This is a genomic window from Gimesia chilikensis, assembly GCF_007744075.1.
GTDB lineage: Bacteria > Planctomycetota > Planctomycetia > Planctomycetales > Planctomycetaceae > Gimesia > Gimesia chilikensis_A.
Map to the genome: position 1 here is coordinate 8,145,606 of NZ_CP036266.1, position 21,066 is coordinate 8,166,671.

Consider the following 21,066-nt stretch of genomic DNA (forward strand, 5'->3'; position numbering starts at 1 on the left):
AGCTGTTGCTGCACCCGTGGGTGCCTCTGTCAAACCAGTTCAGGGAACCTGATCTTTCAGAATTATGAGCACATTTGATTATAGTCAAATCAGACATAATCCCAACCGGTGTAAACATGTGGCCCACGAGCAATCATCATAAGCCACTATCTATCAGGAAGATAGAACAAATCCATGTCTCAGCATGTGAATGTCCGATAGTGAAATCTTTCGGTCTGATAAGGCATATCAGATTCTTTTTTTCCGAGTAGAGTGGTACGTGGCAAGACTGAGAATTTCGCGCTGACATCCGTTGTCCTGTCAGTTTCTCCCGAAACTGTCAGCAAACAGCAGTCTGCTTCCAACCAGCACCAGGGCCTGAGACAGGTGAGCACCCTCCTTCCTGTGAAACAGTCCCTCCGCGCACACGTTCTCTGCAGCCGCGCTCCATCCAGACGTGAAAGTTCATTTTTTTTAAACCTGTTATATGGTTTATAAACCTTAGAAAAAGGATGAGTCACGTGAAACGCAAAGCATTCACACTGATCGAACTTCTGGTGGTGATCGCGATTATCGCCATTCTGATTGCCCTACTGCTTCCCGCCGTGCAACAGGCCCGTGAAGCGGCTCGCCGCAGCACCTGTAAAAACAATCTCAAACAGATGGGACTCGCTTTCCACAACTATCACGACGCCTTCACGACCTTCCCGATTGGCGCTCAGGTCCCCATCTACCAGGCCAACTGGCGGGCCTCCATCCTGCCTTACATTGACCAGGCACCACTTTACAACCAGACCACCCAGACACCTGCCAACGGTCGCGGCTACAACACCTTCAACGGGTGGACCGGCGACGGTGGATACGGCACCGGAGCCGGATCGAATGAGATCCTCAACAACGCGCTGATTCCTTCCTACAAATGTCCGTCGAGTACCTTGAGCGCCTTCTTCGAAGGGACCGCCAACGGCATCTCACCAGGCCAGTCCAACGGCGACATCGGCATGACCATGGACTACGTCGGGATCGCCGGTGCTTACACCGCCTCAGCCCCCTACAACGCGAATGCTGTCGACAACACTTACTACGGCGTCATGGCACAAAATGGCATGCTGCAGATCGGCAAAGCCATCAAAATGCGTGACTGTACCGACGGAACTTCCAATACCATCATGGTCGGCGAAGACTCCGGTGTGATCGCTGGTGTCGACTACCGCAAGAACCTCTCAGGCGGCTGGTCCGGTCACCGTGGTGTCTCCACCAGTGGCGGTTCCGGATATGGCGGCGGTGGCGTCGTGACGATTCGCTATTCTCCCAATCCGAAAACGAAGCCCGCTTACACGGGTGCCGGTTTTAATAACGGACCGCTGACATCATTCCACACCGGCGGCGTACATGTGCTGCTGGCCGATGGTGCCGCCCGCTTCATCTCCGACAACATCGACTTCAACACGCTCCTCGCTTTGGGCGCGCTGAATGACGGCCAGGTTGTCGGCGAATTCTAATCGAACTTTACAGCATCTTCAGCACACACCTGCATCAGCGCCGCAGGTGTGTGCGCCGCTGATTTGAGGAACAGAGACCATGACTTTTTCACGGTTACAGAACACGATTCAAGCAAACCTGCTCCAACTGGGCGTCGCAGCCTGTCTGATCTGCCTGCTGTCAGGTTGTGGCGGTGCCCGGGCGGAGTCTCAACCTATGGGAACCGTCTCCGGTACGGTCACGCTCAAGGGACAACCACTCACGGACTGTCGCGTGAATTTCATCTCCCAGCAGGGCGGCTCCGGTGCAGGCGGCGATCTGCAGCCCGATGGCAGCTTCAGCTTTGAAGGTCCCATTCCCACCGGCACCTACAGTGTGTTTATCACCCTGCCGGAAATCTTTACACCCGCACAGGCGCAGTCGAAATCCGGTCTGGCGAGTGTTCCGAAAAAATACCACAGCCAGTCGACATCCGATCTGACGGCCACCGTCACAGAAGGCGACAACAATCTGACTCTGGAACTGAAATAGCTTTACCCTCCATGTCGGATGTTACCTGATTTTTTTCCGAAAGTACCGGTGCAGGAACCCCCGCGCACCGGTTACACTATCAGATACACAATACAACTGAGACATTGCCGAATTCCCCCTCTTTCTCACCAGGACAAGAAACCTGACACCATGCATGACACCACCCTTCACGCTCGCATCGTTTATTTTCCCTCACTGGTTCGCTGCTCACTGACACTGCTCGTGCTGTCAGTAGCCGGCATCCTGACACCGCTCAGTGCGTCTGCCGCCGAGTTGATGGCGGGAGCCGCCAAGGTGGATATCACGAACCGCGATGTGCCCCTGGTAAATGATCCGCTGTATGTGAAGGCCCTGGTCATCAAAGAGGGAGACAACACCGCCGCCATCGTCACGGTGGATGCGGTTGCCATCGGCGAAATCGGTTCGATCACCAACGAGTACCTCGACAATGTCCGCGGGCAGATCGAAAAAGATCTCAAGATCAGACCGCAGAACATCATGATCAACGCCAGCCACTGTCACGGCATCGTCTGTAACGACGTCGAACAGCGGACGGTGCAGGCGATTAAAGAGGCCGCGAAGAAACTGGTCCCCGTCAAAGTCGGGGTTGGCACCGGTCACGAAGACCGCGTTATGGAAAACCGCCGGCTGTTTCTTAAGAACGGTAAAGAAGCCGACGTCCGTCACGCCTATTCGCTCCCCCCGGATGAAGAAGTGGCCGGCATCGGTCCTATCGATCCGGAGATCGGCATTCTCAAGCTCGACACACTGGATGGCGAAACCGTGGCCGTCGTGTATAACTTCGCCTGTCACCCCATCCAGGGCGTACCCAACAAAGGGAACACCGCCGACATGAGCGGGCTGGCGTCTCAGGTCATCGAAGACAACCTCAGTAAAGATACCATCGCTCTGTTCGTGCAGGGATGTGGCGGCGACATCAACCCGGTGCAGTACAAAGACGTCGACAATCCCCGCGACGCCGAAGTCCTCGGGAACATGCTCGCGCTGAGTGCCCTGAAGGCAATCCGCAAAATCCAATGCACCGAGAACAGCGGCCTCAAAGTCATCAACGAAACTCTGACACTCCCACGTTCCAACAATGAAAAACGGATCGCGGAACTCAAGCAGGAACAGGAGCAGCTGCTCAACTCCCTGCAGGGAACCAGTCTGAACCTCAAAACATTTCTGCCGTTGATCGTGAAGTATAAGCTGTATGAAGAGAGTCCGTCCTACTATTCGCACCGTTACATGCTGGAACAGAAGCTGGGACGAGATGGCCTGAAAAAGCTGGACGCCGAGAACCGCGCCAACATGGAACGCTACATCAACAACATCTACAAGATGGAAAAGATGAGCCGCAACAAAGCGAACCTGGCACTGCTCACCAAGCACCAGACCCGCAACCAGGCCGCAGGCAAAACCATCGACGTGGAAGTGGTCGCCTTCAAGCTCGGCGACTTCCGCATGATCACCTTCCCCGCCGAACTGACGGTCAACATCGGTCTCAACATCAAGCAGAAGTCACCGTTTGAAAACACATTCGTCGCCGGCTACACCAACGGCTACAACTACTACGCCCCCACCGCGGATCAGCTGAAGAACGTCGGCAACGCCCAGGAAGACAGCGACTGCCTCTTCGCCCCCGAATGGCAAGCCATCTTCGAAGCCAAAGCCCACGAACTGATTCAGCAGCTGAAGTAAGACCAGCAAAGCATTAAATGGGTGGGCCCGAATGTAATTCGAGCCGAGCGCAGCGAGCAGGAAACTGACGGTAGGGCCTCACGTATTCAGAGCATGCTTGCGCTACTGAAATCACCTGTAAAACGTCAGAAGGCATCAGATCCGCGTCCACCTTTGCTGTGGTTTATTAGATTTTCGATAATCAAATAAACAAACTATCCTCAAACTGATTTCCTTACTCCTGTCTGAAACATTCTTGATTCGAGGAGCACGGGAATATGTCATCAGGGAAACAGTTGGGGATTGCTTTTGTGATCCGAATTGTCCTGCTTTCGGGAATTGCATCAGCAGACGCGGCTGACCCGCAGCAATCTGCACCCCGGTCGATCTCAGAGCGTGAATTTCGTGCTGCCTACGTCGACGCGGCGAAAAAATTCAACGCCGCTTACCAGAACATCCAGTGCAAGGCCCGGTGCCGTTATCGATTGGATGATCCCAATAATCTGTCCCATAAGAGACGCTATGACTTTACCGCCCATCTGCTGATGAAAGGGGACTCTGCGGTTACCATTCAGGATTACGCGCAAGAGACGCCGCGGGGAGGAACCGATACCAGCCAGGTGGCCTGCGCCACCTCGCACTACGCGTTTGAGCTTCATAAGACCAGGCGAAACCACCCCTATCAGCTGAATTATTTCACGCGCACACCAGACCGGGTTGCACGGACTCGACTGATCCTGGGGAATGATGTTGACGTCTATCTGTGTGCCGGCAGCTTTATGTACCATAATCCCTTTGAAGCGATTATCAATAAGCCATCCTTCACCGTTGTAAAACTGGAACGCCTGGCAGCAAATCCAAGCGGCACAGACAATCGCGTCACCCTGGATTTCAAACTGACCAACGACCCCTGGTCAATTTCTGGTGGTCATATCGTCTTTGCCCCGCAGTTGAACTGGGCCGTGCTGGAATACCGTTACCGCTGCGATTACTCGGACACGGATTATTCGATCTTCACAGGCAGGAACTCCTTTTCTTCACCCCGCAAGAATACGATTCTATTTCCAATGAGCTGCGAGCTTGAGGCGGTACACCATCACTCCGGCATGCAGCCCATCCGCGAACAGCACACTGCACAGCTCACCGACTTTTCGCTGGGCACGGTAGACGATGCCGTCTTCCGCTTGTCAAACTTCGGTTTATCAGACATCCCACTCGCGAAACCCACTTCAACAACAGGTAAGCAAATCATCGCGCCCCGTTGTGAATTTAAAGACATTCCCGCCAACAAAACAGCGCGGCAGAAGGTCACCATTCAAAACACCTCCAGCCTGCCAATCCAGTTACTCGGAGCTATGGTTCCCTGCACGCCCAGTGGATGCGCGTACGCCGAAGGGCTCCCCTTGCGCATTCCTGCAGGCCAGCAAGGCAGTTTTACCATCCTGTTCAAAGCCACTACTCCGGGAAAATTCAACACCGAAATCGAGCTCTATACCGACCAACCAGGGCAGACAAAAATTAGAATGCCACTCTACGGTACTGTAAAAGAGAACGCAAAAGTGCAACAGAAGAAGTGACCGATCTCAGTTCCGACATCTGCAGTTGTGTGGGCCCGAATGCAATTCGAGCCGAGCGCCGGTGCAGGAAACTGGCGGAGAGACCTCACGTGTTCAGAGTATGCTTTAGCTACTGAAATCATACCAGGTCCTATTCTCCCGCCTGGTACAGATCAGCTAATTCAAGAGCCTCGAGATAAACCTGATCAACGAATGTATTCATAAAGTTGTCTGACCCAAACACCAGCGCGCCCCCATTTTCAGTACGGGATACCTGCAATCCGTCCTGACGAGGCTCAAGACGCCACACCTCCGCGATCATTGCTGATGTCAGAGCGGGAAGCCGGGGTAACAAATCGCGAAATGAGGTCCACAGTCGCTCCCGTTCCTCGCTGGTCCGCCTGCTATTCAATGCGAAACTCATTTTTGGTCCGTCATACTCCGCAAAGGACGGAGCATCCTTGTTCCAAACCGTTTCCCCTGTAAAGATAGCCCGGATTTGCTCAAGGTCTTCTAACAACACTTCCGGGTTCGCAAAGTACGTGCAATGGGAATTGAATGGTACCTGCCAACCAGTATCAGAAAAAACCTTGATGGATTTGGGATCGAGCTGTTCGATCACCTCAGTGATGAGCGTTCGCAGATACTGCAGTCTCTGATAAACGGCTTCATTCTCTGGATCGGGGTCACCATTGGGTAAATGACGAGTCGTCCAGTATGTATAATAGCGAAAGAAGCCGATTTGAGCGTAACCATCATGGTATTTGTACTGATAGTCTGAATCCCAGGCACCAACATCGACGGCAATGGCATCAGGGAATTCCTCTGACGCAAGATCCGAAGGGTTGCTCCACAAGCCTGTTTCAACAGAATACTTTTGCGGCTGCTTGCGTCTGGGCCGAGAGAAATACTTCCGTATTTCTTCAGTAGTATTGATTTTGGAAGATTCGAATACATACCGGTTCAGTTCGTTTCCATGAATTTTAAAACTGCCCCAGTCATGCGTGAGTGGAATCGACGTGTTCTCAAACAACTCAATGAGCTGTAGAAACGTTTTTTCCCCTTCAAATTCCTGTTTACGGGGGAAAATATGAACGTCGAAACAGATCGGCATGAGGATTTTCAATTCACTGGATTAAACTGACATTAATAACTCTGGTGAACCCTACTCCCAATCAAACCATTTAGGTGATGTGGGATCATACCAGTCGCGTTTCCGCAACCACTTCTCATAGTTCAGATAGATAATTCGCAGCCCCTTTTCGTTCCGCTCATCCCAGAACTCTTTCAACATTTGATGCAGAAAAGCAATGAGAGGTTTATGGTCGGACAGCTGTGCCAGTTCATCTCGGGGTGATGCGCTGTTCGGTAAGGCGAAATGCAGAACCAGTTCTGACCACATCAGGTTTGTACTGATATCAATCTTGATCATTAACCACTCTTGAAATCCATGCAGGATTCCACCGTGGCAATTCATATTCGCGCCCATCAGATAGGCGACTGCAGAATCGTAACTGACTTCCGAAAGACACATTCCGGGGCGCGTCAGCATCACTTCGATTTCATAGGGTAAGTCCATGGCTCTCTCCTGAAGCTACGACGTCGATCATAGCATCATTGAGATGAGTGAACCATAGGGATAAGAAAGCGCTCCGGGTGCCACTGTCGGCTTGGCCTGACGAACGGTTCTTCCTGTCCCCCTGACTTGCACCCAAAGGTTGAGCGCCACCCGGCGGGCGGACACACAGGTGCTGCCCCTACGGTTCAAACTCACCATGAAAGAATGGGTGAGCCCGAATGCAATTCGGGCCGAGCGCAGCGAGCAGGAAACTGTCGGTGGGATCATGCAAGATCAGAACACAACTGCGCTGCTGACGCCAACACGTCTCGGGCAGGATTTTCTGCAAACCTTACTTCTTCTTAATCGTCAGCCACAGGTAAGGCAGTTCGAGGTCGGGTTTCGGGCGGTCGGTGTTGCGTTTGGGGCTGATCCCTTTGATGACCGCGGTCGCAGTGTGCTGCCTGGCTTTGTCTTTGACGCTCGTACCCTGGATTACCAGCGGGCCCTGAAACGTGACGTCCTTCTTCGCTTCCAGCTTCAGCTTGACCGACTTGCCCCCCTTGTCCTTGACCTGGGAGACGACCGGTTCGCAGGTCACTCCTTCAGGCAGCCCCGCGATGCTGACTTCGATGTCGTCGCTGAAACGGGGACTCTGACGGTCGATGGTCACGTCGATCTCCAGCGGCTTGTCGCCTGCGGTCAGCGTGTACTGTTCGTTGGCAGCCTGCAGGGAGAAGTCTGCTTCGGTTGGCAGAATCGAAAGCAGGTACACATAGCGGAAACCACCATGCTCGAAACGGTCGGTCACCTGCAGCCGGTATTCGCCGTCCGCGGGAATCGTATAGTCCAGCGCAGCGTCGTAGAAATTCCGCCGGGGATCGTCGATCTCTTTGAGCAGCTTGCCCTTCGCATCGAACAGCTTTATATACGGATCAAGCGGGTAACCCAGTTTGTGAGAATCAACTTTGAAGGTGAGCTTCTCGCCCTTTTTCGCAGTGAAACGATAAACGTCAATCTCCTGTGCAGCGGCCACTTTCCCCGTCACCGTGGCAGGTACCGTCAGTTGCTGACCTGCCTCAGACTGCGTCTCTTTCGTCTCCAGCACCACGGGTGTCGTGCTGAGGGGAATCGTCAGGTTGTTTCCCAGTTCCGGAGCGCTCAGCAGCGCATCCTGGCTCAAATCGGAAACCGCAGGCATCAATGTCTTGAGCTTGTCAGACAGATTCCAGCCATCCAACCTAACCGGCTGTGCCCTTGAGGGATGCCAGGCCAGGGGCAGACTGTGATCGACGAACGGCCCCGTAGTCAGCGTCAGTCTATAAATGTAAGAGGCGGCGCCTGCAAAGCGGATCGTACTGTTCGGATCAGCGGGAAACGCGAACGTGCGGATATAATACGTGCCCTCTTCGGGAGCGGTATAAACAATCCGCGGATCGAACCACAGGGTATCGTCCATCTGCTTCAGCACCGTTCCCCGATGATTCAGCAGCTGCAGCACGCTATCCATGGGAGAACCCAGTTGTTCGTTGGCGACCTGTGAGGCGACCAGCGTCTGTCCCTGCTTCAGCTTGACCTGATAGATGTCGACATCACCCGCCTTAGCCAGTACACCGTTAACCGTCACCGCTGGCTGTTCAATTTTCTGCGCGTGTTCCAGATCTTCATTCGGTTCCGCGCCTGTCACTTCGGGCAGCGTCCCGACCAGGAACGGTCGAATCTCAGAGGCCCCTTCGGCATTATGAAAGCGGAGCCAGTACAGACCCGGTTTGGCTTCAGTAGTGATTTCGACCGTGAACTGTTTCTCTTTTCCCTTGGCGGGCTTCTCGGGGATCTCGATTTTGAGACCCGGCTGCGACGTCCAGACCGAAACCGGCTGTGTCCCCAGGGTCTTGTCGACGCTGACTTCGACCTTCTGTCCGACCTGGCCTCCCGCGGGAGTCAGGTAGTTCACGCTGGGTGGAGCCGCAATGACGCTCGTCCCCAGACTGAATACCAACGAACAAGAGAGAACGGCGGACAGAATCGGGGCGTGGCAGGACATTGGTAAACTCATTCTCAGTCGAAGTGCGGGCTCGGATTAAGCGAACAGTTCCGGAATCGGTGTCGGATCGCTGACGAGGTGCGACGGACGACCTTCCGGCGTGTAGAGCACCTTGTCGGGATCGATACCCATCTTGGTGTAAACGGTGGAGACAAAGTTTTCCGGAGAGAGCACACGTTCGACTGCGGAGTAGCCGGCCTTGTCGGTAGCCCCCAGTGCCAGTCCGCCCGGTGTTCCACCGCCGGCCATCAGCACCGACATCGCGTTCGACCAGTGGTCGCGACCGGCGCCCGGATTGATTTTCGGCGTACGGCCGAATTCACCCAGGGCCAGTACCATGGTCGTATCCAGCAGACCCCGCTCATCGAGGTCTTCGATCAGCGTGGCGATCGTGTTTTCAAAGGAAGGCATCCGGCCATTGAACGTCTTGAACAGACTGCCGTGATTGTCCCAGCCCCCTTCATACAGCGTAATGAAAGGCACGCCGGCTTCCGTCAGACGACGGGCCAGCAGGGCACGTTGACCGAACGAGGTTCGACCATATTTATCACGCAGTTCGGCAGGCTCGCGATCGATCTCAAACGCGGTCTGCGCTTCGGTGGAAGCCACCAGGTTGTAACCCTGTTCGTAGTATTCATCCAGGTTCAATACCGGATCGCCGGCGACTTCGTCCCGGATCCGCTTCAACTGGTCGACCTGCTCTCGCAGATCGCGGCGGGTTTTGTAGCGGGCATCGGTCAGACCGCTGGGCAGTGCCAGGTCGCGTACGCGGAAGTTGGACGAATTCGGGTTGTCCGACATCACGAACGGAGCGTACTTGGCTCCCAGGAAGTTAGGTCCGCCTGAACGTGACATGCTGGGCATGGTGAAGTAAGCGGGAAGATTGTTGGTGGTCGGCTTTTCGTGTGCGACGACCGAACCCATGCTGGGATGGAAGCTCACGAAGGCACCACAGCCTACAGGAATTCGTGGTGGAGCACCGGTCATCATGTAGTGGTTGCCGGCACCGTGGTTCCCCTGGTTGTGACGGATCGAGCGGATCACCGAGCATTTATCGAAGATCGACGCCAGCCGCTTCATGTGCTGTGAGAACTGGACCCCGGGCACCTTGGTGGGAATCGGGTTGAATTCACCCCGGATTTCAACCGGTGCTTCCGGTTTGGGGTCAAACGTTTCGTAATGCGAAGGACCACCGTCCATCCAGATCAGGATCACGCTTTTAGCGGTCGCCTTGCGCTGGGGAGCATCGGTTCCTTTGGCCTGCGCCTGCAGACGCAGCAGATCCGTCAGCCCGAGGCCAGTCATGGCACCCAGACCCAGCTGCAGGCAATTTCGTCGTGTGATTCCATTGCAGTTTTTTGAAACGTTCATCATTTCTGATCCTGTTCGAATAGATGTCAAACAATGTTTCCTGGTGGAGCAGGGGACGTCAGTTTTTGAAGAGGTATTCCGGCGTATTGAGCAGGGCCCACATCAGGTCTTCAATCACCTGCTGTCGGCTGGCGCCTTCCTCTTCAAACAGGGAGCGCCCCAGTCGTTTTTCTTCGATGGTTGGATATCTTGAATAAGCCGTCAGATACAGTTCTTCCATAATCTGATCGGGTGTCATTTTACTTTCGGCCCACTTCGCACTGTTCGCATTCTTGGACTGAATGCGGGAATACAGATCACGAGAGTTCATCATGTGCAGCACCTGCACCACTGTGGTATCGGTCGTCCGTTCGCACGGCGGATCCTGGTTCGGGTCGGGTCGACCAAACGAATCGAGGAAGACCGAGCTCACACGATGCGTCCAGATCTGTTTGGCCGTTGAATCCTTGGGCATCGCTGAAAATGTATCGGGCACGCCGATCATTTCACTCACGCTGTCCAGCAGAACTTCAGCCCGCAGACGCTGACGGTAATGCCGCGAGTAGTTGCGGGTGTCGCCCACATTGGTTTCATTGGGGATCGCACTCAGACTGTAAACGTGCGACAGCACGATTGTCTTGATGTATTGTTTCAGATCAAATTTCTGCTCCCGGAACTTCTGACCCAGGGCTTTGATCAGCGGCTTGTTCGAAGGAGGATTACTTTCGCGAAAATCGTCAATCGGCTCGACAATCCCCCGTCCCATCAGGTCGGCCCAGACGCGGTTGGCATTCACTTCGGCGAAGAAATGATTCTGAGGCGAGATAATCCAGTCTGCCAGAATTTCGCGTGGATCCTGGTTTTCTTTGAGCTCAGGCACTTCGCCAAACAGGGGGCGTGGCGGCAGGACTTCGTTGGTCAACGGGTGCCGTACGCTACCGGAGTTGGAAGTGAAAACCATTTCCTCAGATCCCGAAATCGGGGCCGAGATCCCGCGGCCTTTACGGCCGATTTTGGCGAAGTAGGCTGCAAAGCTGTAGAAATCGTCCTGACCCCAGACTTCGTTGGGGTGGTGATGACACTGGGCACAGCTCAGTCGAATTCCCAGAAAGAGCTGACTGACAATCGTAGTGAGCTCTTCAGGTTTGCGGCGATCGCGGAACATGGTTACCGCGCCGTTGTGCCACGTTCCTCCCTTGGCGGTCAGCAATTCGTGTGTGAACTGATCGAGGGGTTTGTTCTGGTGAAACGACTCGCGAATCCAGGCATCATAATTCAAGACGGTCTTGATACCCACATGGTACGGATTGGGACGCAATAAATCGGCCCATTTGTTGGCCCAGTGATCGCCGTACTCGGGCTGTTCCAGCAGATAATCGACCAGTCGTTCCCGCTTGTTGGGAGAGGGATCCTGCAGGAAGGCCCGTGCTTCTTCTGCGGTCGGCGTACGACCAATGATGTCCAGGGAAACCCGACGCAGATAGGTCGCGTCATCAATGGGATCAGACGGTTTCAGACCGTATTTCTGCAGCTTGTCCCAGACCAGCCCGTCAATAAAGTTATTGCGGGGCAGCTTGGCATAGTATTCGTCGGCAACTTTGTGGTTGGAAGGAATCGTCACACTCAGGGAAGCAAATTTCCCCATGTAGCGGGCAATGATCGAGGCTTCGCCCATCAGAGAGCCGGCGGTGACCAGACCGTGTTCATCTACGGAAACGTAAACGCTTTCGCTGGACATGAACTCGGCCAGATCGGTGATGTCCCGGGTCGAGCCATCGCTGTAATGAGCGGTGACGACCATCTGCTGCTTTGTTTTCGGCAGCATGATCCGTTCGGTCGGTTCTGCGGAAATCTTGACGAGCTCGGGAGTCCCTTTGACTTCGCGGGTCGCCCCTTCGGAAATCCAGCGTTCGAGCAATGCATAATACTGACCGTCGGCGGGCAGTTTTTTACCACCGCCGTGAGGAACCTTACCGGCGCCTTTCAGCAGCACCAGGCTTTGTTCGGGTGCCAGCGGCGAAGCACGTCGTCCTCGCGATTCCTTAACCAGGGCGTTGTAATCGTAATCGGGATCGAAGGCGAACATCGACAACTGGAATCCCCCCTGACCACGCTGCTTCCCGTGACAGGAACCGCCATTACAGCCGAAGCGGGAAAACAGGGGATGGATGTCCCGCTCGAAATCGAGCAGGGCCTGCCGGTCGAAGTCTTTCACCTGAACCGGAATGTTAATCTTCTGCCCACCATCAATGACGGTGACTGTTGCGGTTCCATTCGCCAGGGGCTTGATTACGCCCTGGGCGTCAACCTGCACAACGGCGGGTTGCTGAGATTGAAACTGCACATCGCGGGTCAGGTCGACAAAACTCTTGTCCTGCTGACGGGTCACGATCAGTTGCTGACGGGAACGGGGTCCATTCAGTTCAACTTTATCCGGATAGACGCTGACCTTTGATTCTGCCGGGGGCGCTGCTTGCGCGGAAAGAGCGGAGAGCAGAATCAGGCAGCCGAGAACATGATAGAGTAGAGATTTCATCTCGTCTTTCTATCCCAAATCAAAGGAAGGATACGCTGTGAGGTTTGGCGGTAGTAGCGCTGCGGGGGAAAGTCGGGCAGGTCGTCTTTGAGACGTCAGATAAATATTCAGCAACCCGGCAAGCACTGCGGTATCGATAGTTTGGGCGCCAACTAATATATATTGTCTCTTATATTTCCTATTCGTCAACTTTCATTTAACAACTTTATTTATGAAACACCGCTTAGGATACCTTCCCTGAGCTGCAAAAACTACCCCTTATCCCAAAAAATGAACCGTATGTATACCTGCCTGGCGGCAAAAATGGCTGTTGTACTGCTTAAACCAGCTTTTCCAGCTCCGATCTGACGTATCCGATCCGATCTGTGATCGCAAAATTCGAATTCCAGGGCTGCGGAAACAGAATCGCCTGTCCGCCATGCTCCCGGAATTGATCGATGTTTTTGTGCTGGTCATCAATCAACACGACATCTGGTTTCGCGAGCAGGTACTTTTGAGTCCCGATCATGAAGTCCATATACAGCGGTTCCTGGAAGTGCTCTCTGAGCCATTCCACCTTGGCTGAAGCACAGGCAGCGCTGCGACTGGGAGAGGTGCTGATAGTAAATGGCGCGGTCTCTCTAAGCAGTGTCAGCAATTCATTCAGCCAGGGATAAGGTGGGAACTCGGCCCAGAAGCGGCCCCCCAGTCCGTCGACCGGTTTCCAGAATTCGTCTTTGGTCATGCCCAGCACACCCGCGTAGTCGGCTTCCCCGTCCGGCCACTTATCAGCCAGTTCGCGTTGACCGTGCAGTTCGAGGATCGCGCCCATGAAGTCGGCAATCACGCCATCCATGTCCAGTAAGATATGTCGTACAGCCATGCTGTTTTTTCGCTCCACTCAGTAACTTTGATTATAAAACAGTAGGATTACCCATCGAGCATATAATAAACTGGAACTGACAACCATTGTGGAAGTCTTTTTTAACCAGGATTGAAATACTGATGACCAACTGGATTCCGCTGGGCGATGTTTCCGAGATCAAACCCGGCAGCCGAAAACTATATACCCTCCACGGCACCGAGATCGCCGTCTTTCATGTCACCGAACCGGAACAGCCGGGAACCTTTTACGCGATTGACAATGCCTGTCCGCATCAGGGTGCCACGCTGATTGAAGGCGAAGGCTGCGGCACCGAAGTCAACTGCCCCCTGCATGACTGGACGTTCGATGTGGCCAGCGGCGAGTGTCTGGATTTCCCCGAGTTTCCGCTCACCCGCTTTGAACTGAAACAGGAATCCGATCTGCTGCTGATCAATGGAGACGCGTTCGCTGAAGCAGAAGCTCTTAACCTGTTCCTGGTCCGCTACAGCGTCATGGGCTGGGTCGATCACTTCGCCACTGACGCGGAGACGAACTATCACCACCGCGATCGCGTCATCCTGCAGACCAGTCGCGGTGAGGAAGTCGGCGAGATTCTTTCGTCCTTCACTCAACCAGACAAAAACAAAACCCCCGCGGGAACGATCCTGCGCGAGTTCACTCCCCTCGATCAGGAACAACTGCCCGGACAGGGAGACGTCAACACCCAGGTCTTCCGCGACTGTCAGCAGTTGATTCAGGAACGGGGCATGCCTGCGGAAATCATCGATTGCGAACAACTGTTTGATCAGCAGACAGTCGTCCTGTATTATCTGGGCAGCCGCCTGCCGGCCCTGGAAATTCTGGCACAGGAGCTGAATGCCCGCTATCCCTGGCGGATTGTTTTTCACCCCGTAGACGAAGCACCTGCTGCTTCGGGCTGTTCCAGCGGCGGTTGTGGCTGCGATCAGAAATAAGAAGCACACTCATTTAGACCTCACCCCAACCTGCCAACCTCACACCACGGACATCATCATGAGCAATCCCATCAACCGCCGTTCGTTCCTGGGTTCTTCACTGGCTGCCACCGGCCTCAGCGCTGCAGCTGCCTCCCTCTCCGCCGCAGAACAGACCGCCGCTAAAACCGGTAAAACACAACAGCCCATCCGCAACGAAAAGATTCTGCACGCCCGCCAGGTCGCCCTCGATATTCTCAAGCCGACCCAGAAAGAACTCGAACACGGTCTCGAACTGCACGCGAACTCGCTCGTCTTCGATTCCTACGGCTTCGCTCCCCGGGCCGCCATCGATGGTGATAAACTCGCCGCAGCCATTAACGATCACGCTTCGACCGCGGAACTGCAGGACCTCCGCGAGGACATGTCGATGACCCGCTGCGTCACCGATCCCGCCGAACAGCGCGAATTCAAAGAAGCCTTCGATGCCGCCGGCGTGACCTGTGTCTTTCAGAACGCCGGCGAGGAAGGGCAGGACCCCATGCGACTCATCAAGCGACTCGCACGGTTCACCTACACGACTGACATGCTCGCCGATTTCGTTCCCAAGGCCGTCACTCCCGATGACATCGAACAGGCTCAGAAAGAGGGACGGCACTGCCTGTACCTCACAGGCAACGGCGTTCCCCTCACACAGCAGTGGGAAACGACGACCGACGAAATGAAATACATGCGGATCTTCTTCCAGTTAGGCATCCGCATGATGCACATGACCTACAACCGCAGAAACATGCTCGGTGATGGCTGTGCCGAACCGGCCAACGCGGGACTCAGCGACTTCGGTCGCGAAGTTGTGCGGGAAATGAACCAGCTCGGCATCATCCCCGACGTCGCCCACTCCGGCTGGCAGACCAGCCTGGAGACAGCCCAGGTTTCCGAAAAACCAATGGTGGCCAGCCACTCCACCTGTGCCAGCCTGCATCACCACATCCGCAGCAAACCGGATAACGTGATCAAGGCCATCGTCGAAACCAACGGTCTGATCGGCATCTGCTGTATCCCCCGTTACCTGGGAGGCAGCGGCGATATCAGCCGACTGATCGACCACATTGATTACGTGGTGAAGAAATTCGGCATCGATCATGTCGCCATCGGCACTGATGTCGCTTACACATCTCGTAACAGTACCCTGGAAAACAAAAAGGTTCCCCGGGCACCCCGTTCGCGGACACCCTGGCGCAGCCTGTGGCCGCCCGACAGCTTCCGCACGACTTCTGAAATGAGTACCAGCGTCTCCTGGACCAACTGGCCTCTGTTTACCGTCGGTCTGGTCCAGCGGGGTTACTCCGATGAAGACATTCAGAAGATCATCGGCGGTAACATGCTGCGGGTCTGTCGCGAATCACTTTCCTGAAATGAACGACGCTCCTCTCTGAAACAAAGAAGACGCCATGCGCATTTTAATCACCGGCGCTGCCGGCTACGTGGGACGCTATTTCAGCCAGCACTGGCAGACGGATGACGAACTGGTCCTGGGTGACATCCACCCGAATCCGGACGACGCCCGCTGCATCCCACTGGACATCACCGATCCTGCGCAGACCCGGGCCGCCATGCAGGGAATCGACGCCGTCGTGCATCTGGCCAAACAGGCGGACGAAGGCCCCATGGAAGGGGATGAATTGAACAACCGGCGCTTTGATGTGAATCTCAAAGGGTCCTTCAACCTGCTTGAAGCGGCCCGCGATGCGGGTGTCAAACGCTTCATCTTTACCAGCACCATCATGACGGTACTCGGCTATCAGGCACCGGAGTGGGTTGCCTCGGATGCAGTGCCCCGGCCCGTCGGTTCGTATGCCCTGACGAAGCAACTGGGTGAAGTGATGTGCGCGCACTACGCACAGCAACACGGCATGTCCATCGTCTGTCTGCGGATTCCCAAGCCGATCGACCTGGATCATCCGCTCTGGAAAACACATCCGCTGCGGCCCCAATGGGTGCCGTTTCCGGATCTCCTGCAGGCATATCAGAAAGCGGTAACCGCTTCGATCGCAGGCTGTGAAGTCATCACCATTGTCGGTGAAAGCAAACAGCGCCGCTGGGATCTCAGCAAAGCCGAACAACTGCTCGGCTATCGACCGACGCTGATCCCGGAAGAGCTCGGTTACCAGATGGGCAGCGAAGACCAGCCGATTCCGGAAGAATCAAATTACGCGTGAGCAGGTTTACTGCTCAACGCGACAATAAGGAAGTGCCTTCTCGAGCTTGGCGATGCCCTCTTCGGTGATCTCGGTACCATCGATGTAGAGAGTGCCCAGATCTTTCATCTTCTTCAGCGAGGTAATACATTTATCGGTCACGCTGGTGTTCCGCAGATTCATATCAATAATGTTTTCCAGCACTTTAATTTCTGCAATTCCCGCGTTGCCGATTTCGGTATCGTTGAGCTCCAGCCATTCCATGTCTTTCATCTTGGCCAGATACTTCATTCCCTCATCGGTGATCTGCGTGTTGCGCAGCCAGAGTCGCTGCAGACGGGTGAGGCTCTTAATCTGCTTCAGACCTTCATCGGAAATCTGTGTATCCCGCAGTAACAGTACGCGGAGCTTTTTCAGCCCTTTGATGTGAGCCAGTCCCTCGTCGGTAATCTGGGTTTCGGAAAGTCCCAGTGTCTCCAGGCTCTTCAAATCAGACAGATGTGTCAGCCCATCGCCCGTAATTTCCAGGCCGGTCAGGAAGAGTTCCTTCAGACTGTCCAGACCTTTGAGGTGCTTGAGACCCGCATCGGTCACCTTGGTGCGCGACAGGTTGAGCACTTCCAGGTTGGTCAGCTTTTTGAATTCCGCCAGCCCGGTATCCGAAACGGGAATACCGTGCAGAGAGATTTCCCGCAGACTCTTGAGCGACTTGAGATGCGACATCCCATCATCGGTCACCTTCGATCCCGAGAGATCCAGCTTTCGCAGTTTATTCAGCCGACCGAGGTAAACCAGCCCGTTGTCGACGAGTTTGGAACCGGAAAAGGAGACCTGGGAAATATTCCCGTTGTAGTCCATCTTCAAGTTCGCACTGATTTCCTTCAGGGCTTTGATATCTGTTTCCAGAGTTGATTCCTGGGGAACTTCTTCCTCTGAACCAGTGGCAGCTTTGCTCATTGTTTAGGCCTGTTTGGAATTGAAAAGTCTGACTCTGATCAACGTGAAGCGGCTGGGGATCGACTCAGTTTTGTGCTCAAACCGGGGAGATTATATACACCCGAACACGTCCCATCCGTACACATCGTTTCATTCACCCGGATCTGGTGCCGAGCATAATATACACATAATTCTGCAATTTCGCATGTGAACGAACGATTTTTTTCCTGTGGAATCCCCCCGTATCAGGCGACAAAATCACTTTGTGGGCGTCGGTTTCCAGTTCAGATGGCGGAAAATGAAATCAAATGTACCCTGACCATTGATTGTATGCGGGCCATCGAAGTATTCAATCTCCGTTTGATCGCCGATCCCCATCTGCGTATAGAACCGCCTGACCTTTGCGTATTCGGCCGCCACCCATTCATCGGGGGCGACTCCATCATTGTGTCCCCGCTCCACCATGAACGGACGCGGCGCCATCAGGTATGAGAGCTCAGCGTAATTCGCGACGTGACCCATATTCCACTCGAAGATTTCATACTCGCCGTGAAACACGTAACTATAGCGATGCGCGCTGTCGGCATTTTTGCGGACCCATTCATTGAAGTCTCCCGAACAGATCGAAAAGACGTACTGCTTCACAAAGGGAGGCACACGCACTGCGGTCTTGCCGCCGTATGAGAGGCCGTAAAATCCGATCCGCTGCTCATCCACAAACGGCAACCCACTGAGCCACTCCAGCGTTCGTTCGTGCTGGGGAATGATGTAGCTGTAAAGCGACCGCTGCATCGGGTTCGATTTCCGCTGCAGTGTGCGAAACCGATCGCGGCCTTTATACGGGTTCTGCGGCGCATAGACAATCAGCCCCCGTTTCACTAACTGCGCGCTGAAATTTTTGTACGCGGCATACGCCCGGTCTTCCGCCTGGATGGTATCCATGGGCGTCCCCTCCAGTCCGTGCTGACAGACGACCACAGGCCGTCGTTCACCCGACTTGAGATCGCGGGGAATCAACAGAATCCCGCCAGCCACGATGTCAGGCTGCACATCCAGCATCACCTCGTAACCCACATACTGGTCCTCTTCCAGTACCTTGCGGGTTTTCACATTCATAGGAACCGCCTGCTCAGACGCCGGCAGGCGACCGATCAGTTCGTCATAGACTTTGTTTCGCAGCCGGTCAGCATCCTTTTCCCACAACGCGACCGACGTGTATTTGCCCGGCTGCCACTCTGTGTCCCGGTAGCGGGCCGAGCGATTAAGTAACTCCTGTGTGAATTCATTCATTTCATCGAACTGCTGCTCCTGCCGGTCTGCGGGATCGACCTGAATCCCGTCAGCTGTCGGCTGCAATACGACGGGAGGAATCATCTTTCTGTTCTGCCGGATGCGTAAGCCGAACAGAAATTCAGCTAGCGCCTTCCCCGAGCCGGCTGGTCCGGTTCCACCATCCGAGAAGACCAGCGAGAGGTTCCGTTGCAGGCCCAGCTGTTCGAACACGGGAAGTGCCCGCTCAAATTCCGCTTTCACAGACTCCGGTTTCGCAATCTCAATCACGCAGGACCGGGGCGCAATCATCGCCGCGATTTCCGCATCACCGAATTCGGTGAGTTGGCTCCAGACATTACGATAAATGGGCTCTTGCCAGACCTGTTCCCGCTGCTGAAAATAGCCGGCGACCCACGTCGCTTGAATTCGATAGTCGGCAGCCCCGCTGAACAACGCCAGCAATCCGCCTTCACCCACTCCCACCACGCCGACAGGTAAGATGCGGCCTTCCTGTTTATCGAGTCGTTCAAACTGATCGACGGCCGCCAGCACCTTCTGTACTTCATAACCGATCACATGCCGTCCCATCTCGAACGCCATGCGATAAATAAACTCGCGGTGCGGTTGATTGGTAAAGAAGACCTCAGGGTGACCGGAATGTCTGGCATCACGACTGATTAAAGTTGGAATTACGACCTGAATGCCGCGCGCCGCCAGTTGCAGTGGAATCAGACTTAACTCGGGGGCGCCCGATTTCAGGTGAGTAAACATCTCCGGCGTCCAGTCCGCATCGGGGAGTGCGACCACACGGGCTTTGATCTCTCCCGTGGGCTGCAGCAACAGTCCCGTCGCCGTCATCCCGTCCAGAACCTGCCAGCGGACGGCATGGATCTTAAAATTTAAGTCACCATCGACTGCGAGCACAGAAGACTTTTCGGTCGTCGTCAGCAGTTCAAAACCGGGACCACTCACACGCGGATCAACGACACCGATGATCGTCTTAAACCGCGCACGATTGTCTTTGATGCTTTCGATGAACGCTGCATGACTTGCAAAATTGTAGTTCCATTTTTGTGGTCGCAGCTGAGGCGACTCCGCCAGTGCCCGCAGTGCATAGGCATCGATGCCCGCCACCATGTGCTCGTCGAGGGGGACGCTCAGTTTCAGCGGCGCGGTTCCCGGCAGGGGATCGGGCAGGTTCAGTGTCTGCGCAGTCACGAAGGACGGAAATGGAACGAGCAATAACAGAGCCAGCAGGAGGGACGGGAATCGCATCGGGACACCTGATCGAAAAAAGGAAAAGCAGCGTCCGCCCGCTTTCACGAACCGTCGCTGCCTGGAATGAGTGCCTACTTCGCTTTGTTGCCGAACAGCAGGATTTCATCGAAGTTGCCGGTATCGTCGAACGAACCGATGCCCACCTGTCCGGTCAGGAAGGTCTTGTCGGTTGCTGTCATCACCGGTTCTTCCATGTTGTCGAAATAGACTTTGATCGAACCCGTTTTAGAATCGCGGACGATGCGGGCGTGATGCCATTCGTCGTCCCAGTCGGTCCCCGGAGTTGTTTTAGTTGAGATCTTGGTGCGGGGTTTGTCGTTGACGATGAAGATCTGGTTGGCGTGGTCGTCGGTCTTCTTACCGAGATGCACGTAATAGAAATGGGCATCGTCCTGGTAATCGAAAAACAGGCAGAGGTCCCGGTGTCCGTAATCGGGAATAGTCGACTGCAGCTTGACATCAAAGACGAAATCGCTGACCTTGATGCCCTTCAGCAGGGCCCGGTTGTAAGGCGAACGGACCGGCGGCTCGAACTTGCTGCGTTTCTTGAACAGGCTGAAGACATGGTTGTCCCCCTGCTTGATCATCTTCCAGGCTTTGTCGTCTGTAGGCAGCCAGTGATCGGAACTGCCCGACTGGAAGTTCTCATGAAACAGTAAAGGCAGCCCCTGCATGCTTTGCGGGATCTGATCTTTCTCAAATGTCTTCAGTGGAGCCGGCTCTTTCGCCTCGACCGCAGTCAGGCATGCGCCGGAAATCGGCAGCAGTCCACAAGCCAGGCTGGTGATAAGGAGGGAACGCAACATGAAAATACTCCTGTCTCTGTGAAAGTCTCCGGCAGGCGGTCAGCACCAGAAATGCACCAGACG

The 21,066-nt window shown here is 54.7% G+C and carries 16 protein-coding genes; 7 read left to right on the plus strand and 9 right to left on the minus strand.

Annotated elements, in window-relative coordinates; translation table 11 throughout:
* Positions 1 to 491: 491 nt before the first annotated feature.
* From HG66A1_RS31075 to HG66A1_RS31090, 4 genes are all read left to right on the plus strand, one after another.
* Positions 492 to 1,481: a DUF1559 domain-containing protein gene (locus HG66A1_RS31075; protein ID WP_145193360.1), complete on the plus strand. Its 990-nt coding sequence runs from the start codon at positions 492 to 494 to the stop codon at positions 1,479 to 1,481.
* Between the two features lie 79 nt (positions 1,482 to 1,560).
* Positions 1,561 to 1,992 carry a hypothetical protein gene (locus HG66A1_RS31080; RefSeq protein WP_145193363.1) on the plus strand — a complete coding sequence of 144 codons (432 nt, stop codon included), beginning with the start codon at positions 1,561 to 1,563 and terminating at the stop codon, positions 1,990 to 1,992.
* A gap of 150 nt (positions 1,993 to 2,142) precedes the next feature.
* Positions 2,143 to 3,693, plus strand: a complete 1,551-nt coding sequence (locus HG66A1_RS31085; RefSeq protein WP_145193365.1) for a hypothetical protein — start codon at positions 2,143 to 2,145, stop codon at positions 3,691 to 3,693.
* A gap of 257 nt (positions 3,694 to 3,950) precedes the next feature.
* On the plus strand, positions 3,951 to 5,249 hold the full coding sequence (locus HG66A1_RS31090; protein WP_145193367.1) for a DUF1573 domain-containing protein: 1,299 nt from the start codon (positions 3,951 to 3,953) through the stop codon (positions 5,247 to 5,249).
* Between the two features lie 130 nt (positions 5,250 to 5,379).
* Here the strand turns inward: HG66A1_RS31090 and HG66A1_RS31095 are convergent, their stop codons facing one another.
* The 6 genes from HG66A1_RS31095 to HG66A1_RS31120 form a co-directional block, all read right to left on the minus strand.
* Positions 5,380 to 6,342 (minus strand): hypothetical protein, encoded by a 963-nt coding sequence (locus HG66A1_RS31095; protein ID WP_145193369.1) that lies wholly within the window; start codon positions 6,340 to 6,342, stop codon positions 5,380 to 5,382.
* 51 nt (positions 6,343 to 6,393) lie between these two features.
* A complete protein-coding gene (locus HG66A1_RS31100) occupies positions 6,394 to 6,807 on the minus strand; it encodes a hypothetical protein (protein ID WP_145193371.1) in 414 nt (137 codons plus the stop codon).
* Between the two features lie 331 nt (positions 6,808 to 7,138).
* A complete protein-coding gene (locus HG66A1_RS31105; protein ID WP_197996899.1) occupies positions 7,139 to 8,830 on the minus strand; it encodes a PPC domain-containing protein in 1,692 nt (563 codons plus the stop codon).
* A gap of 36 nt (positions 8,831 to 8,866) precedes the next feature.
* Positions 8,867 to 10,204, minus strand: coding sequence for a DUF1501 domain-containing protein (locus tag HG66A1_RS31110; protein ID WP_197996900.1), 1,338 nt, complete (start codon positions 10,202 to 10,204; stop codon positions 8,867 to 8,869).
* Between the two features lie 55 nt (positions 10,205 to 10,259).
* Positions 10,260 to 12,716 (minus strand): DUF1549 domain-containing protein, encoded by a 2,457-nt coding sequence (locus HG66A1_RS31115; RefSeq protein ID WP_145193375.1) that lies wholly within the window; start codon positions 12,714 to 12,716, stop codon positions 10,260 to 10,262.
* 319 nt (positions 12,717 to 13,035) lie between these two features.
* Entirely contained in the window at positions 13,036 to 13,578 is a 543-nt protein-coding gene (locus HG66A1_RS31120; protein WP_145045675.1) for a 5' nucleotidase, NT5C type, read from the minus strand.
* Between the two features lie 122 nt (positions 13,579 to 13,700).
* Between HG66A1_RS31120 and HG66A1_RS31125 the strand changes: the two genes are divergently transcribed.
* The 3 genes from HG66A1_RS31125 to HG66A1_RS31135 are packed head-to-tail and all read left to right on the plus strand — an operon-like array spanning position 13,701 to position 16,732.
* Entirely contained in the window at positions 13,701 to 14,534 is an 834-nt protein-coding gene (locus HG66A1_RS31125) for a Rieske 2Fe-2S domain-containing protein (RefSeq protein WP_145193377.1), read from the plus strand.
* A 58-nt stretch (positions 14,535 to 14,592) separates the two neighbouring features.
* Positions 14,593 to 15,927, plus strand: coding sequence for a dipeptidase (locus HG66A1_RS31130; RefSeq protein WP_197996901.1), 1,335 nt, complete (start codon positions 14,593 to 14,595; stop codon positions 15,925 to 15,927).
* 37 nt (positions 15,928 to 15,964) lie between these two features.
* Positions 15,965 to 16,732, plus strand: coding sequence for an NAD-dependent epimerase/dehydratase family protein (locus tag HG66A1_RS31135; RefSeq protein ID WP_145193379.1), 768 nt, complete (start codon positions 15,965 to 15,967; stop codon positions 16,730 to 16,732).
* Positions 16,733 to 16,738: 6 nt separating this feature from the next.
* Here HG66A1_RS31135 and HG66A1_RS31140 read toward each other — a convergent pair whose 3' ends face one another.
* The 3 genes from HG66A1_RS31140 to HG66A1_RS31150 all read right to left on the minus strand — a co-directional run bounded on the left by HG66A1_RS31140 (position 16,739) and on the right by HG66A1_RS31150 (position 21,003).
* Complete coding sequence (locus HG66A1_RS31140) at positions 16,739 to 17,668, minus strand: leucine-rich repeat domain-containing protein (protein ID WP_145193381.1); 930 nt, start codon at positions 17,666 to 17,668, stop codon at positions 16,739 to 16,741.
* 237 nt (positions 17,669 to 17,905) lie between these two features.
* Complete coding sequence (locus HG66A1_RS31145; protein ID WP_145193383.1) at positions 17,906 to 20,194, minus strand: alpha/beta hydrolase family protein; 2,289 nt, start codon at positions 20,192 to 20,194, stop codon at positions 17,906 to 17,908.
* A gap of 74 nt (positions 20,195 to 20,268) precedes the next feature.
* Positions 20,269 to 21,003: a hypothetical protein gene (locus HG66A1_RS31150; protein WP_145193385.1), complete on the minus strand. Its 735-nt coding sequence runs from the start codon at positions 21,001 to 21,003 to the stop codon at positions 20,269 to 20,271.
* Positions 21,004 to 21,066 lie beyond the last annotated feature (63 nt).